The 15,556-nt window shown below is 38.8% G+C and carries 16 protein-coding genes; 13 read left to right on the forward strand and 3 right to left on the reverse strand.

Translation table 11 applies throughout. The annotated features are described in order from the left end of the window. The first annotated feature begins 7 nt into the window (after nt 1–7). From ACKTS5_RS17920 to ACKTS5_RS17935, 4 genes are read left to right on the forward strand one after another with little or no spacing between them, the layout of a single operon-like run. The gene (locus tag ACKTS5_RS17920) at nt 8–502 is read left to right on the forward strand and encodes a toxin-antitoxin system YwqK family antitoxin (protein WP_408045263.1); all 495 of its coding nucleotides are present in this window, start codon (nt 8–10) and stop codon (nt 500–502) included. 53 nt (nt 503–555) lie between these two features. Then, entirely contained in the window at nt 556–1,482 is a 927-nt protein-coding gene (locus tag ACKTS5_RS17925; protein WP_408045264.1) for a mevalonate kinase family protein, read from the forward strand. A 13-nt stretch (nt 1,483–1,495) separates the two neighbouring features. Beyond that, nucleotides 1,496–2,413, forward strand: coding sequence for a geranylgeranylglycerol-phosphate geranylgeranyltransferase (locus tag ACKTS5_RS17930; protein WP_408045265.1), 918 nt, complete (start codon nt 1,496–1,498; stop codon nt 2,411–2,413). Nucleotides 2,414–2,463: 50 nt separating this feature from the next. Then, entirely contained in the window at nt 2,464–3,300 is an 837-nt protein-coding gene (locus ACKTS5_RS17935) for a pseudouridine synthase (RefSeq protein ID WP_408045266.1), read from the forward strand. Between the two features lie 54 nt (nt 3,301–3,354). Here the strand turns inward: ACKTS5_RS17935 and ACKTS5_RS17940 are convergent, their stop codons facing one another. From ACKTS5_RS17940 to ACKTS5_RS17950, 3 genes are read right to left on the reverse strand one after another with little or no spacing between them, the layout of a single operon-like run. Next, nucleotides 3,355–3,726, reverse strand: coding sequence for a heavy-metal-associated domain-containing protein (locus ACKTS5_RS17940; RefSeq protein WP_408045267.1), 372 nt, complete (start codon nt 3,724–3,726; stop codon nt 3,355–3,357). A 1-nt stretch (nt 3,727) separates the two neighbouring features. Next, complete coding sequence (locus ACKTS5_RS17945; protein ID WP_408045268.1) at nt 3,728–5,971, reverse strand: TonB-dependent receptor; 2,244 nt, start codon at nt 5,969–5,971, stop codon at nt 3,728–3,730. A 51-nt stretch (nt 5,972–6,022) separates the two neighbouring features. Then, entirely contained in the window at nt 6,023–6,439 is a 417-nt protein-coding gene (locus tag ACKTS5_RS17950) for an HYC_CC_PP family protein (RefSeq protein ID WP_408045269.1), read from the reverse strand. Between the two features lie 102 nt (nt 6,440–6,541). On the opposite strand from ACKTS5_RS17950, the gene ACKTS5_RS17955 reads away from it, so the two are divergent. From ACKTS5_RS17955 to ACKTS5_RS17995, 9 genes are all read left to right on the forward strand, one after another. Next, nucleotides 6,542–6,997, forward strand: a complete 456-nt coding sequence (locus tag ACKTS5_RS17955) for a GAF domain-containing protein (protein ID WP_408045270.1) — start codon at nt 6,542–6,544, stop codon at nt 6,995–6,997. Nucleotides 6,998–7,092: 95 nt separating this feature from the next. Further along, nucleotides 7,093–7,218, forward strand: coding sequence for a hypothetical protein (locus ACKTS5_RS17960; protein ID WP_408045271.1), 126 nt, complete (start codon nt 7,093–7,095; stop codon nt 7,216–7,218). Between the two features lie 146 nt (nt 7,219–7,364). Beyond that, entirely contained in the window at nt 7,365–8,891 is a 1,527-nt protein-coding gene (gene purH / locus ACKTS5_RS17965) for a bifunctional phosphoribosylaminoimidazolecarboxamide formyltransferase/IMP cyclohydrolase (RefSeq protein WP_408045272.1), read from the forward strand. Between the two features lie 84 nt (nt 8,892–8,975). Beyond that, on the forward strand, nt 8,976–10,004 hold the full coding sequence (locus ACKTS5_RS17970; RefSeq protein ID WP_408045273.1) for a rod shape-determining protein: 1,029 nt from the start codon (nt 8,976–8,978) through the stop codon (nt 10,002–10,004). Nucleotides 10,005–10,021: 17 nt separating this feature from the next. Beyond that, nucleotides 10,022–10,849 carry a rod shape-determining protein MreC gene (mreC, locus tag ACKTS5_RS17975; protein ID WP_408045274.1) on the forward strand — a complete coding sequence of 276 codons (828 nt, stop codon included), beginning with the start codon at nt 10,022–10,024 and terminating at the stop codon, nt 10,847–10,849. Further along, nucleotides 10,842–11,348 carry a rod shape-determining protein MreD gene (mreD, locus tag ACKTS5_RS17980; RefSeq protein WP_408045275.1) on the forward strand — a complete coding sequence of 169 codons (507 nt, stop codon included), beginning with the start codon at nt 10,842–10,844 and terminating at the stop codon, nt 11,346–11,348. The genes mreC and mreD overlap by 8 nt, the downstream gene beginning before the upstream one ends. After that, nucleotides 11,345–13,225: a penicillin-binding protein 2 gene (gene mrdA, locus ACKTS5_RS17985; protein WP_408045276.1), complete on the forward strand. Its 1,881-nt coding sequence runs from the start codon at nt 11,345–11,347 to the stop codon at nt 13,223–13,225. Before mreD ends, mrdA begins: the two co-directional genes overlap by 4 nt. Then, nucleotides 13,206–14,483 (forward strand): rod shape-determining protein RodA, encoded by a 1,278-nt coding sequence (gene rodA, locus ACKTS5_RS17990; protein ID WP_408045277.1) that lies wholly within the window; start codon nt 13,206–13,208, stop codon nt 14,481–14,483. The genes mrdA and rodA overlap by 20 nt, the downstream gene beginning before the upstream one ends. A 551-nt stretch (nt 14,484–15,034) precedes the next feature. Continuing rightward, nucleotides 15,035–15,310: a hypothetical protein gene (locus ACKTS5_RS17995; RefSeq protein WP_408045278.1), complete on the forward strand. Its 276-nt coding sequence runs from the start codon at nt 15,035–15,037 to the stop codon at nt 15,308–15,310. The last annotated feature ends 246 nt before the right edge of the window (nt 15,311–15,556 follow it).

Genomic DNA, 15,556 nt, shown 5'->3' on the forward strand with positions numbered 1-15,556 from the left:
TAATACTATGAGAACATCAACATGGATACTAGTGTTGTTTGTTGGCTTGATGACTACGTCATTAACAGCTCAGGAAACAACGTGGTTTGACGCTAATTGGCAAGTAACCACCAAGGACAACGCGAAGTATTACCGTCCGAGTCCTAAGAAAATAAAAGACGGTTATTGGATTGTAGACTATTACCAGAACGGTAAAGTACAAATGGAAGGGTTTAGTTCGGTAAATACTCCTGGCGAAGAAAATTTCGAAGGACTCGTTACCTACTATTTTGAAAACGGAACTCCCTCACATGAGGCCAACTACAAAGACGGAAAGCTTCACGGCATTCGCAAGGTATACTACGAATCAGGAGAACTAAAAGAACAAGGAAAATACAAGAACGGAAAACGTGAAGGTATTTGGAAAACATTTTATAAAAACGGAAAAATCAAAGAAAAGGGAAAATACAAGAACAACGAAAAAGTAGGCGTTTGGAAAACTTTTTACAAAAACGTTTATTAATAAGTTGTAAACTAGCGGTTTTACCCTTATTTTTGTAAGGTAATCTAACAATTATGAAAGGACCACTGTTTTACGCAAAGATTTTACTCTTCGGAGAATACGGAATCATCAAGGACTCCAAAGGACTTGCCATTCCCTTTAACTCTTACAAAGGAGCGTTAAAATCTGCCAAAAACTTAACTGGAGAAGCAAAAAAATCAAACGAGAGTTTGGCTGAATTTTACTCGTATTTATCGACACTGAATTCAGACATCGTACAATTTGATTTAGTGAGTTTACAAGAAGATGTAGCTCAAGGTATGTATTTTGATTCATCGATCCCTCAGGGATACGGTGTGGGAAGTTCTGGTGCCTTGGTAGCCTCTATCTACGATAAATACGCTACAGACAAAATTACGGTACTCGAAAACTTAACGAGAGACAAACTGCTCACCTTGAAGCAAATTTTTGCTTTGATGGAATCGTTTTTCCACGGGAAGAGTTCTGGATTAGACCCTTTAAACTCTTATTTGAGCTTGCCGATATTAATCAACTCAAAAGAGCATATAGAAGCCACGGGAATCCCCTCTCAGAAAGAAGGAAAGGGTGCTGTATTTTTGCTAGACTCTGAGCAGATAGGAGAAACAGAACCTATGGTTAACATCTTTATGAACAAGATGAAAAACGAAGGTTTTAGAACCATGCTTAGCGAAGAGTTTTCAACGCATACCGATGCTTGTATCGAAGATTTCTTACAAGGAAACATCAAATCGCTTTTTACCAATGTTAAAATGCTATCAAAAGTAGTACTCGCGAATTTTAAACCCATGATTCCATCGGCATTTCACAAAGTCTGGGAACAAGGTTTACAAACCAACGATTACTATTTGAAGCTTTGCGGTTCTGGTGGAGGTGGATACATCCTCGGGTTTACAGAAGACTATGAAAAAGCAAAAAAACATTTAAAAGATTACAAACTAGAATTAGTTTACAGATTTTAATTAATCACTTGCTATGAGTTCAGTGAGAGCGAATACTTTTTTATTAAAGATATTTAGCCTCTTATCAGTCGTAAGAGGATACAACATATTAGTTCTAATAGCAGCCCAGTATTTGGCTGCTATTTTCATTTTTTCAGAGAAGAAGTCTTTGCGACACGTATTGCTCGATCCGCATTTGTTTTATCTGGTAGTGGCTACGGTGTGTGTCGTTGCAGGCGGTTATATCATTAATAATTTCTACGACGCCAAAGCCGACCGTATCAACCGTCCTATTAAAGCGGGACTGGACGCCTATGTAAAACAAGAAACTAAGCTCACCTTATATTTCACTCTTAACCTAATCGGTTTTGGATTTGGCTATTTAGTTTCTTGGCGTGCTGGCTTATTCTTTGCCTCTTATATCTTTGGAATTTGGTTTTATTCGCACAAACTTAAAAAAAGTGCCGTGCTCGGCCTTATTTCTGTTACAGTACTGACCATACTTCCCTTCTTTGCCATTTTTGTTCATTACAAAAATTTCTCCAATGTAATTTTTGTACATGCCTGCTTTTTATTCTTTGTCATTATCGTACGCGAACTCATCAAAGACCTCGAAAACATGCAAGGAGCCGTCGCTAATAATTATAACACCTTTCCCGTAAAATACGGTGAACCCACGACCAAAAAACTCATTATAAGTTTACTTTTACTCACACTGGTACCCGTGGCCATCCTCTACAATTACCCAGCTATTACTTATATGAAGTACTACTTTTACCTAGCGGCCACTGTACTTGTCTTTGTTGGCTTCTTCGCCTTCAAAGCCCAAGAGAAAAACCAATACCGCCTACTTCATAACATTTTGAAAATCTTATTATTGGTTGGTGTTTTTAGTTTACTATTTATCGATAAATCCTTAATTTTAGACAAAGTCGTAGAGGTTTTAGATTAAAAATCAAATAATTAACGTACCTTTGCGGCCGTTTTATTAAAAATATTCATATGAATTCTAAAAACTCGTCGAGAGGACGACAAGCTGGTCGTAACAGCAATCCTCGCAAAAATAGTCCGTATAAAAAGAACTTTAAAAAGCCTAGTACTAACGCTAAACCTGCAGCTCAAAAAGAAGACAATGGTGTGCGTTTAAACAAATACATTGCCAATGCAGGTATCTGTTCAAGGCGTGAAGCAGACACGTATATCGAGCACGGAAGTGTTCATGTCAACGGTAAGCTCGTTACTGAAATGGGATACAAGGTACAACCTACCGATGAAGTTCGTTTTGACGGTACTCTTATCAGTATGGAGAAAAAACGTTATGTACTTCTCAACAAACCTAAGAATTACATCACGACTATGGAGGATGACCGCGGACGAAAAACCGTTATGGAGCTCGTTCAAAATGCTACCAAAGAGCGTATCTACCCTGTAGGTCGTTTAGACAGAAATACTACAGGATTACTATTGTTCACCAACGATGGAGAACTCGCAAAAAAACTTACCCATCCAAAGCACAACGTGCGTAAATTATACCACGCAACTTTAGATAAGAAATTAACCTTAGCCGATTTGGAAAAATTGAGAGGAGATGTTGTTATCGAAGGTAAGCGCGTGTTTATTGACGCTGTTTCTTATGTAGAAGGTGAAAAGAAAAATGAAGTTGGTATTGAAATTCACTCTGGAAGAAACAGAATCGTTCGTAAAATTTTCGAACACTTCGGATATAACGTAATTAAATTGGATCGCGTGATTTTTGCTGGACTTACCAAGAAAAATCTACCGAGAGGGCGCTGGAGAGCTTTAACCAACCAAGAAGTGAATACCTTACACATGTTATAATAAACAACAAAAACCGAGCAAATTGCTCGGTTTTTTTAGTTACAGCACAGGGTATTATTTACCTTCTCCTTCGTGATCTTTACGAATTTCCTCATTCCTGTATTTACAACAGGGATGTAGGTTTGCATAGACTGTATCGGTGGCTTTTACCTCCTTGGTATCATGTCCTACTCCTGCAACTTTTTCCTTTATTGCTTTGACCGAAGTTTTACGTTCATCCAATATTACAGACAACTCGTGAGTTTTAACATTCCAAACGGCATACTTCACACCTTTCATCCCCAGTGCGGCTTTCTCAATGCGCTTCTTACACATCATACACACTCCATCTACTTCGATTAGGGCTTTGGCATTTCTTTTTTTCTTTTGTGCTGTTGCGCTTAAGGCAAACATGAATAAGCACAGTACTACTAAACTTTTTTTCATATTAATCTAATTTAAATCGTATTCCTGTATAAAAATTACTTCCAAATACTGGTGCATACACCAGTGTAGAGTCAAAAGAACTCCCAAAGGGATCCTCTGCTCCTAGTATCGGATTTGGCTGACGCACACCTCCGATATTTTCTCCTCCAACGTACCACTCGAATTGCTCCGAAAACACCTTGGTTATTTGTGCATTGACCAGCTGGTATCCTCCTACCTGGTCAGGTCTTCTCGAAATTAACGGATTGGATGCTGTACTGGGCAATCGCTGACTTCCCAACCAGTTATAGGTGACATCAAATTTCCATTTGGCCCCCTGCTCAGTTTTAGGAGTGCTGTACGATACATTCGCAAAAAACCTATTTCTCGGTTGCAAGGCCTTTCTCAACAACCCTGATCGGTATTGCGTTTTTACATCGATGATTTTGTAAGCCAATCGAAGGTTAAAAAATGGGATGATATTTTGATTGAGCTCTATTTGCAAACTTTTTGCATCACTCCTCCCGTCGAGATTATAAAAAGCTACTTCACGAGGGTTTTCCCAATCTACTACCACCTGATTTTGAAAATCGGTTTGGTAATAATCGACGCCGATATCTCCTTTTTTACCAAAAAGGCGGTATTTCTGCACAAATGAGACTCCGTAATTCCAAGCTATTTCGGGGTTCAGCCCATAAATCTTTCCTGGTCCCTGCTCAATTCTAATTCGTCGAGACGAAGCAAATAACTGTTGGTTTTCGGCAAACACATTGGCACTTCTTCTTCCCTGTCCGACAGAGGCTCTCAAAACACCATTTTCCCAGGTTACCATGCGGAAGTGTAACCTCGGCGTTAAAAAAGTTCCCAATAAATTGTGAAAATCGGCTCTGAGTCCAGCTTTTACGCTAAAAAACTCACCGTCGTCATAGGCGTATTCAAAAAACACTCCGAAAGCTCTTTCATACCTATTAAAATTGGTTTGCACTACGCGCTCCTTATAATTGTCATACAGAAAGCTGAGTCCCGTTTTAAACTTATGTCGCGTATCGCCAATTATTGAATTAAAATTGGAACTCCCATAAAAGCTCTGGTGTTCTATAAAATAATCTCGCAATCCAAAGAAAGAATCTTGTCGGTGATTGCTATAGGCCAATTGCACCCCCATACTCTGAAAAGGCAAGTCGGGAAATACGTAGCCCAACTTGGTAGACAGTCCAACCTTACGGGTGGCTATTTCACTTCCCCAATACGTTGTAGTACCTCGGTGTAGTTCTTTATCGAACTCCACCTGCCCAAGCTGCTTCCGATCATTTACGAAATGTACATTGGCAAAGGCCACCCAGCCTTTCTCTTGATCGATGTACTGCCAACGGTTTAACACATTAAATTGTCTCGCCAATGGATTGTCTAAAAATCCATCATCATTTCTATCAAAACGGTTACCGCGATAATCTCCGTGAAGATACACGCCGGTATGCCATTTTTTGGCCACTTGCTGGTTCCAATGGGTATTGAGCTCATAGCGTCCTCCAACAGCGCCATAAGCATTCACAAAAAAAGGAGCATCGGTAAAGGGCTTAACGAGCTCCGTATTGATTTGTCCCGAAACACTCTCAAAACCATTGACTACACTACCTGCTCCTTTCGTAATTTGGATACTCTCTACCCAAGTACCCGGAGTAAACTCCAATCCATGCGCCTGAGCGGCCCCGCGAATGGAAGGAATATTCTCTTCGGTAATCAACAAGTAAGGACTTTCTAAGCCCAGCATTTGAATTTGTTTCGCCCCCGTCAAAGCATCTGAGAAATTCACATCAATTGAGGGGTTTGTTTCAAAGCTTTCCGCCAAATTACAGCAGGCAGCTTTTAACAATTCCCCACTATTTAGGGTCATCACATTTTGTGCCTCCAAAAAAGCTCGCTGGCTCGCTTTCTTCTCACTCCTAACAGCAACCTCTTCAAGTAAGGCATCAGGAGTCAGGCGATGTTTTAAAAACAAGGTATTATCTACGGTAATCGTATCGGTTTTAAACCCAACAAAGCTAATTACCAATTGCTTTGATTTAGGTGTTAGGGGGATTTCAAAAACTCCATCTTCGTCGGTACTCGTTCCCAACGCTGTATGTAGCCATTGTACAGATGCTCCGAAAACACCTGGATTGTCTTTTAGTGTCGCGTCAACAACTCGTCCTTTCAACGTTTTTTGCTGAGCGTATAACACCGATCCCCCTAGTAGTATTAACATACTAAAAACTAGGTTCTTCATATTTTATTTCCTTTAATTATCACTGTGGTACTTCTCGCAGCAAAACAGGCATCAAAGGATATAAACTTGATATAAAATGCGTTTGGATTTTTTGGATATAGGCGGACTATCGGCAACGGTATCTACCTCGTTGTCAACATCCGCTACTGACGGTAATTGAAAAAAATAAGAAGATGTTAAAAGCCATATAACTGGCGAAAAAAGTTGTTGTTCCGACCCCAATTTACTGAGATCGTCAATTCCTTGCACATGAGCTATTTCGTCTTTACAACAATCAGGTTCACTGTTTGTCGTATCGCTCCCGCAAGCTTCTTCTCGTTCTCCTCCACAGGCATCGGCATCGCCGAGATAAGAGATATCCACGAGGTAATCTCCACAAAAGTGTTTTTCCACAGCAAAAGACATGGAAGAAAACACCAAGACAAAGGTGATACAAATCGCGGTTATTTTTCTTAATACCTGAAACATAGTGAATGCAAAATTACAAAAAACATAAATATAGTTTCCAAAAAAGATTCCTGAGAAGTACTTTTGCCGTAAGATAAAAACACTTGTGCAGACTATAACACCATGAATTCAATACTAGACTTAAAGAAAGAGGTTCTTAGCATTGTAGAGCGCGATGCAAGCACCGAAAGTAAATTACAAGAAATATGTGATGTTCTCGCTGAAAATGTAGCCTATTACGACTGGGTAGGATTTTACTTCAAAAACGGAGACAAAGAGGAACTCAAACTGGCCCAATTTAACGGGGAGCCAACCGAACATACTATTATTCCATTCGGAAAAGGTATTTGCGGTCAAGTTGCTGTAAGCAATGAAAACTTTGTTGTCCAAGACGTTTCTGAGCAAGACAATTACATTTCTTGTGGTTGGAAGGTAAAATCAGAAATTGTCATTCCAATTTTCGTCGACGGAGAGAATATTGGACAAATAGACATTGATTCTCACTCAGTTAACCCATTTACCAAAGATGATGAAGTACTTTTAGAGTACGTTTGCGAAAAAGTTAGTCACATTTTGTGATTTTTTTCGTAAATGCTTGATTATTAAAGTTTTTTTTGTTTTCTTTGAGGAAATTTTATTAACAACTTTATTAACAATAATTAACCCCTTGAATTATGAGTAGTAAAGATTTCCCCTCTTACGCTGCCTTGAGTGATACGAGTGCTCAAGCAAATTCAAAACAAACTTTTATAGAGAGATTCACTGACTGGTTTCGCAACTTTTTAGAAAATGCGGAATAGGCCCTGTGCAACTCCTATATTTGTTGTTTGAAACGCTATCTAAATTAAGAATTTATGATAGCGTTTTTTGTTTAAAAAAGTTCATTTCACGTTTTGTAAAACCCTCAGGGTTTTAGTAATTTTGCTCGCTTAACAACACAACAAAAATGAACGCAACAAAAAAAATCACATCTGCCTTAATTTCGGTTTTTCACAAGGACGGTTTAGAGCCTATTGTCCGCCAACTCGACGCTTTAGGAGTCACTCTTTACTCGACTGGAGGAACTGAAAAATTTATCAGAGATTTGGGAATTTCAGTAGTACCTGTAGAGGATGTTACTTCGTACCCATCAATCTTAGGAGGACGTGTAAAAACGCTACACCCGAAAGTGTTTGGAGGTATTTTAAACCGCCAAGACCACGAAGGCGATGTAGCAGAAATGGAAAGCTTTGAAATTCCACAATTAGATTTAGTCATAGTCGATTTGTATCCATTTGAAAAGACCGTGGCTTCTGGTGCTCCAGAACAGGATATTATTGAAAAAATCGATATCGGAGGAATATCGCTTATTCGTGCAGCAGCGAAAAACTTTAAAGACACGGTTATCGTATCATCTATGGAGCAGTACGATGCTTTTTTAAGTATGATTACCGAAGGTAACGGTAGTACTAGCTTAGCACAGCGTAAAAAACTCGCTGCCAAAGCATTTAATATCTCATCGCACTACGATACGGCTATTTTCAATTATTTTAACGAGGACGAAACTGTTTACAAAGCGAGCGAACAGCAAGCAAAAACACTTCGTTACGGAGAAAACCCGCACCAAAAAGGATATTTCTTCGGAGATTTAGACGCCATGTTCGATAAGCTTCACGGAAAAGAGCTTTCGTACAACAACTTATTGGACGTAGACGCCGCAGTAAACCTCATGTCTGAATTTACTGGGGAGGCTCCTACCTTTGCTATATTAAAACACAACAACGCTTGTGGATTAGCACAGCGTGCTACCTTACACGAAGCCTATGTTTCGGCCCTAGCAGGTGATCCTGTTTCGGCTTTTGGAGGCATTTTAATTTCAAACACCACCATCGATGCGGCTACAGCCACTGAAATTCACAAATTGTTCTGTGAAGTAGTAATTGCTCCCGCTTACGACGCCGATGCTTTAGAAATTTTAAAAGGAAAAAAGAACCGTGTATTACTCGTACAAAAGGACGTTGCTCTACCAACTCAAACTGTGCGTACAGCACTTAATGGACTTTTAGTACAAGACAAAGACAATAAAACCGATCGTATTGACGATATAAGCTATGTAACAACCAACCAACCTTCAGCTGAAGCTATGGACGACCTGTTATTTGCTTCGAAAATATGCAAACACACCAAGTCAAATACCATCGTATTGGCTAAAAACAAACAACTTTGCGCGAGTGGAACTGGCCAGACAAGTCGTGTTGACGCCTTACGCCAAGCCATAGAAAAAGCGAAGAGTTTTAATTTTGACCTCAATGGAGCTGTTATGGCCAGTGATGCTTTTTTCCCATTTCCTGATTGTGTGGAAATTGCTGACAAAGCAGGAATTACCAGTGTAATTCAACCTGGAGGTTCTATCAAAGATCAATTGAGCGTTGACTACTGTAATGAAAATCAGCTAGCGATGGTCTTTACAGGAACGAGACATTTTAAACATTAATCATACTTTGATGTACAACCAATCTAGATTTTTTATAGATTTGTGAGAATTCATCAATTATACATATAAAAACACCAAAGCTATATGGGTTTTTTTGACTTTATGACCGAGGATATTGCGGTAGATTTAGGTACTGCGAACACACTTATAATCCACAACGGAAAAGTTGTGATTGACAGCCCTTCTATCGTTGCCCGGAACAGGCTGACGGGGAAAATTATTGCCACAGGTCATGAAGCCAACAGAATGCAAGGAAAAACTCATGAAAATATCAAAACCATTCGTCCGTTAAAAGATGGGGTAATTGCTGACTTTCAAGCGTCAGAGGAAATGATCAAAGAATTCGTTAAAAAAATTCCTGCGATCAAGAAAAAACTATTCCCACCTTCCTTACGTATGGTCATTTGTATTCCTTCGGGAATTACCGAGGTTGAAAAACGAGCGGTAATCGATTCTGGACGTCATATGAATGCCAAAGAAATCTATTTGATTTACGAACCTATGGCTGCTGCTATAGGGGTAGGTATTGACATCATGGAACCGAAAGGAAATATGATTATTGATATCGGTGGTGGTACCACTGAAATCGCAGTTATTGCCTTGGCTGGAATCGTTTGTGACCAGTCGGTAAAAGTGGCAGGTGATTTGTTTACCAGTGACATTATGTATTACATGCGTACGCAGCACAATTTATATGTTGGAGAAACCACAGCAGAGAAAATCAAAATTCAAATCGGATCGGCAACGGAAGATTTAGATACCCCACCAGAAGACATGATGGTACAAGGGCGTGATTTGTTAAGTGGGAAACCCAAACAGGTACAAGTGTCTTATCGAGAAATAGCCAAAGCTCTTGACAAGTCTATCTTGCGTATCGAAGATGCCGTTATGGAAACTCTCTCAAAAACCCCACCTGAATTGGCTGCTGATATCTACAACACGGGGATTTATTTAGCCGGTGGAGGATCTATGTTAAGAGGTTTAGACAAACGACTCTCGAGAAAAACAGATTTACCTGTTTACGTAGCTGAAGATCCATTACGTGCCGTAGTGCGCGGAACGGGTATCGCTTTAAAAAATCTAGAAAAGTACAAATCAGTATTAATCAAATAAAACATTGATGATCATTTATGCAACAGCTTATTTATTTCTTTCAGAAGTATAAATATTTCTTGTATTTCCTATGCTTAGAATTCATAGCTGTTGCATTGATTATCAACAATCACTCCTTTCACAAAAGCAAATTTGTAGGATCGGCAAATGCCGTTACTGGAGGCCTACTTACCAAGGTGAACTCCGTAAAAGAGTACGCCAACCTCAAAACTGAAAACCAACAGCTACTGGATGAAAATACACGTCTGAAAAATAAATTAGCAGCCTTGCAATTTACGCGTGATAGCCTTTCAGGACAGCAGCTAAAAGATTCGATACTTTACGGGCAAAAATTCCAATACATCTCTGGAAAAATCATCGATAACAGCTTTGCCCGTCCCTACAATTTTCTAACCATTAATCGCGGTAAAAATCACCAAATAAGTGCTGAGATGGCCGTAGTTAACGCACGAGGGATTATCGGTGTTACTGAACAAACCTCTGATTCTTATGCTCGTGTACGCTCTATTCTAAATAAGAATAGTAAAATCAATGCGCGATTCAAAAACAGCACCCATTACGGTACCCTCGAATGGAATGGTGAAGATTACCAAACAGTACAACTCACGGATATTCCAAGACAAGCCGTTTTCCAAATTGGTGATACGATAATTACCGATGGAAAATCTGAAATTTTCCCAGAAGGAATTCTCATTGGAACCGTACAATCCGTGCCCGAAAAAATTTCAGCCTTAAACACTATCAATGTGCGTTTATTTAATGACATGAGTAGTTTAGGACAGGTAAATATTATTCGCAATTTTGACAAACAAGAAATTCAAACCTTAGAAAACCAGAATGAATAGAAGTTTATATCTCATACTTTCTTTTTTGTTTTTTGTACTACTCCAGGTTGTCATACTCAACAACGTTAAGTTGTTTGGACATTTAAACCCGTATTTGTACATCACTTACATCTTTACCTTCCCCATCCGTCAAAAGAGGATACCCTTTTTAACGGTGAGTTTCTTACTCGGTTTGAGTATTGATTTTTTCGAAAACTCGGGAGGAATTCACGCGTTTGCCACACTTTTTATTGCCTATATACGCCTGTTTTTAGTGCGTACCATCTTTAAAAAATCGACTTCAGAATTTCTGTTGTTTGACTTGCGATTGGAAACTTTTGATAAAGTTTTTAATTATATCGCAATTTTAACAATTATACATCACTTTTTAATCTACAGCTTTATTAATTTTAGCTTTTATAACTTCTCCAACGTCCTTATCAATACATTACTGTCCACAGTTTTTACGTTGATACTGTATTTCTTAGGAAGTTTTATATTTAAGAAGAAGCTATCATGAAACGAAGTTTTTTACTCTTATTTTTAATTACTCTTGTCGGAATCGTCTATATCGGACGTCTCTTTCAGCTGCAAGTACTCCGTCCGAAAAAGTCGAGCCCAATTTTCAGCTCGACAGTAAAGGTTGAATACGATTATCCGGAACGCGGTTATGTATATGACAGAAACGGGAAACTCCTAGTGGCCAATCAACTTTCATACGACGTTATGGTAGTTCCCAAAGAAGTTACCCCGTTAGACACCCTACAATTTTGCAAACTTCTTAAAATTGACAAAGAAGATTTTATAAAACGTCTTGACAAAGCTGAGCGTTATGCTCGGTGGCTTCCTTCAGTATTTTTAAAGCAATTGGCCAAGGAAGACTTTGCATATCTCCAAGAGAAACTCGATAATTTCAAAGGTTTTTACATACAGAAACGTATTATTCGAAACTACCCGATTAAGTCGGCAGCCAACGTTCTCGGATTTATCAGTGAGGTAAACGAAAAAATTGCCAAAAACAGTAACTACTACGAACAAGGAGAGCTGATAGGAAAGTTAGGTATCGAAAAACAGTACGAAGAGGTATTGCGCGGCGTTAAAGGAAAAAAATACTTTAAAAGAAATAACCTAAACGAAATTACTGGCCCTTATAAAAATGGAAGTTATGATACCTTAGCTGTTCCGGGTAAAGATTTGGTACTCACCATCGACTCAGATTTACAGCGTTACGGAGAGGCTTTGATGAAAGGGAAACGCGGAGGAATTGTCGCTATTCAGCCACAGACCGGTGAATTACTCGCACTCATTTCGGCGCCGTCATACGATCCAAATCTATTAGTAGGTAGAAAACGTTCTACAAACTCTACACTCTTGTTCAAAGATACAATTAACATGCCCACCTTTGACAGAGGGTTGCAAGCTATGTACGCCCCTGGATCTCCGTTTAAAATTATCAACGGTTTAATTGGTTTACAAGAAGGAGTCATAGATCCTAACTTTAGAGTGCGTTGCTACCACGGATACCGATACGGAAAGCGCAAAAATGAATTTATGGGTTGTCACTGTAAAACTGGTGGACGTCCTATAGGACTCAAGACAGCCATTGCAAAATCGTGTAATAGTTATTTTGCTACGGTGTACCGAAAAATTATAGATCATGCAGAAAACTCAAAAGTAGGTATTAATAACTGGAGTAACCACGCCAAGAGTTTTGGTTTAGGGAATTACCTAGGCTATGATTTACCTACAGGAATGAAAGGGCGTATTCCGGATTCTACTTTTTACAATAAGTGGTATAAATTCCGCTACGGTCCTACCCATACTATATCCAATGCTATTGGACAAGGAGAAGTAGAAACTACCCCAATCCAGTTGGCCAATATGACTGCAGCGATAGCGAATAAAGGTTTTTACTACCGCCCACATATTGTAAAAAAAATAGACGGAAGCCCTATAAAAGCTGCTACCTATACCGAAAAGGTACTGACGTCTATCGCTCCTGAAAATTTTGATATTGCCATAGAGGCCATGCACGAAGTTTTTACCAAGGGAACGGCTAGGACTAGTAGAGTAAAAGGAATCGATATTTGTGGGAAAACCGGTACCGTGGAAAACTTTATCAGAAGAAACGGTAAAAAAGAACAGCTTACCGATCATTCGATACTCGTGGCTTTCGCTCCTAAAGATAATCCGCAAATTGCCCTTGCGGTATATATTGAAAACGGAGGTTATGGATCAACCATTGCCGCCCCTATTACCAGTTTACTCATTGAAAAATACTTGAATGGGAACATCAGTAGAAAACAGGTAGAAACTCGAATGCTCAACCTGAGCTTACAAGCAGAATACGATAAATTACTTCCTAAAAAAGACAGCATTGAGAGCGGAACGAAATAATATCTTTGAAAATATCGATTGGATACTCGTATTGCTATACGGTATATTGGTAGCCTTTGGATGGGTAAATATCTACGCAGCCTCATCAAACGAGGAAACGCGCGAACTCTTCAGCTTTGGAACTCGTTATGGGAAACAACTCATTTGGATAGCATTAAGTTTCCCGATTATGATTTTTGTCCTGTTTTTTAATAGTAAGTTTTATGAAAAATTTGCCAGTTTACTCTATCTCGTATCTCTTATTGTCTTGGCAGGAGTACTGGTTTTCGGAAAAAAAATTAACGGTGCTACCTCGTGGTACAACTTCGGTGGTGTGGGATTACAGCCCTCAGAGTTTGCAAAAGCCTTTACAGCATTGGCACTAGCCAAACTCATGAGTGACCGACAGTATAATTTAAAACTCATTAAAAACCAACTAAAGGCCTTTATAATCATCTTTGCTCCGGCCTTGCTCATTGCATTGCAGCCAGATATGGGATCGGTGCTGATTTACTTTTCTTTTTTCTTTGTATTGAATAGAGAAGGCTTAACGCTTGCTTATTTTATACTGGGCGCCTTGAGTATCGTCTTATTCCTATTAACGATTTACTTTGGAATTCCTTGGATATTATTAACATCTCTGATACTCATTACGTTGTATATTGTCTATGCTCAATACAAAAATCCGAGGTTTATACGTTTTAACTTAGTTGGCATTATCATTATCTACCTGACTACCAGTATTTTTATAGCTGGAAGTGGTTATACCTATAAACACATCCTTCAATCGCATCAGAAAGATCGTTTTGACATTTTACTCGGAAAAATTCAGGATAATCGAGGTATCGGATACAACATTTATCAATCAGAACTCACCATTGGTTCTGGTGGCTTTTTCGGAAAGGGATTCTTGCAAGGAGATCGCACGCAAGGAAATTTTGTTCCAGAACAAGATACAGATTACATCTTTAGTACGGTTGGAGAAGAATGGGGTTTTTTTGGGAGCTCTCTGGTCATTATTTTGTTTATGCTACTGCTCTACCGCATCATTTATTTGGCGGAAACACACACCAATAAATTTGGCCGAATTTACGGCTATGGACTGGCTTCTATCTTATTTTTTCATGTCATTGTGAATATTGGAATGGTGATCGGTATTGTTCCGACCATCGGGATCCCACTTCCATTCTTTAGCTATGGAGGGTCTTCACTCTGGGGATTTACCCTTCTTTTATTCATTTTTATTCGATTGGATGCTCATAAAAAGTACGATTGGTAAGCTTATTTTTACCCTTGCTAGGTATAGCATCCTAAGGAGTTCTCATTAAAGCTCTAGCCGGATGCCTCATCAGTCTTTCTAATCGTAATCTGGGTCATTTAATTGTGAACTACACACTGTTTACAAGAAACTGGAGATCTTGTACAAAGGCGGTTTTACCTGTTTATTAACAATTGACAGGTAGCAAAACTTGGTATAGTACTCAAAACGCTACTATGCCCGACTTATGAACAGGAATCTACGATCAAAACCACTAAAAGAACTCGAAAGGCTGTTGATAACTGTGCATTAGCAGTTAATTTTACCAAAACAACTACTATTCCCCTACTTGTCAACAATAATCAACTATCAAATCACTCTAAAAAGACTCAAATACCTGTTGATAACTGTATACAATCCAGAAAATTTAAGAAAATGTAGGCTTTTCAGCTGCTTATTAACAATAGTAAGCGGTCCGATGCCCTCAAAAAGCCAATGCTCCTGTTCATAAGCTCGAAAATCACAGGAATTTCACACTAAATCCCCATTTATCAGCTTATCAACAAAAATCAGTGATCAAATCACCTCGAAAAGCTCGAAAGGCTGTTGATAACTGTCCATTAGCAGTGAATTTTACCAAAACAACTACTATTCCCCTACTTTTCAACAATAATCAACCATCAAATCACTTTGAAAAGACTCGAATGACTGTTGATAACTGTCCATTAGCAGTGAATTTCACCAAAAAAACTACTATTCCCCTACTTTTCAACAATAATCAACCATCAAATCACTCTGAAAAGACTCGAATGACTGTTAATAACGGTATACCATCCAGAAAAATTTAAGAAAATACAGGCTTTTCAGCTGCTTATTAACAATGAGAAGCCGTCCGATGTCCTCAAAAAGCCAATGCTGCTGTTCATAAGCACGCAGATTATGAGAATTCCACACTAAATCCCCATTTATCAGCTTATCAACAAGGGTAAACCATCAAATCAATCTAAAAAGACTCAAATACCTGTTGATAACTGTATACAATCCAGAAAATTTAAGAAAATGTAGGCTTTTCAGCTGCTTATTAACAATAGTAA

Source organism: Tenacibaculum litopenaei (assembly GCF_964514025.1).
Lineage (GTDB): Bacteria > Bacteroidota > Bacteroidia > Flavobacteriales > Flavobacteriaceae > Polaribacter > Polaribacter litopenaei.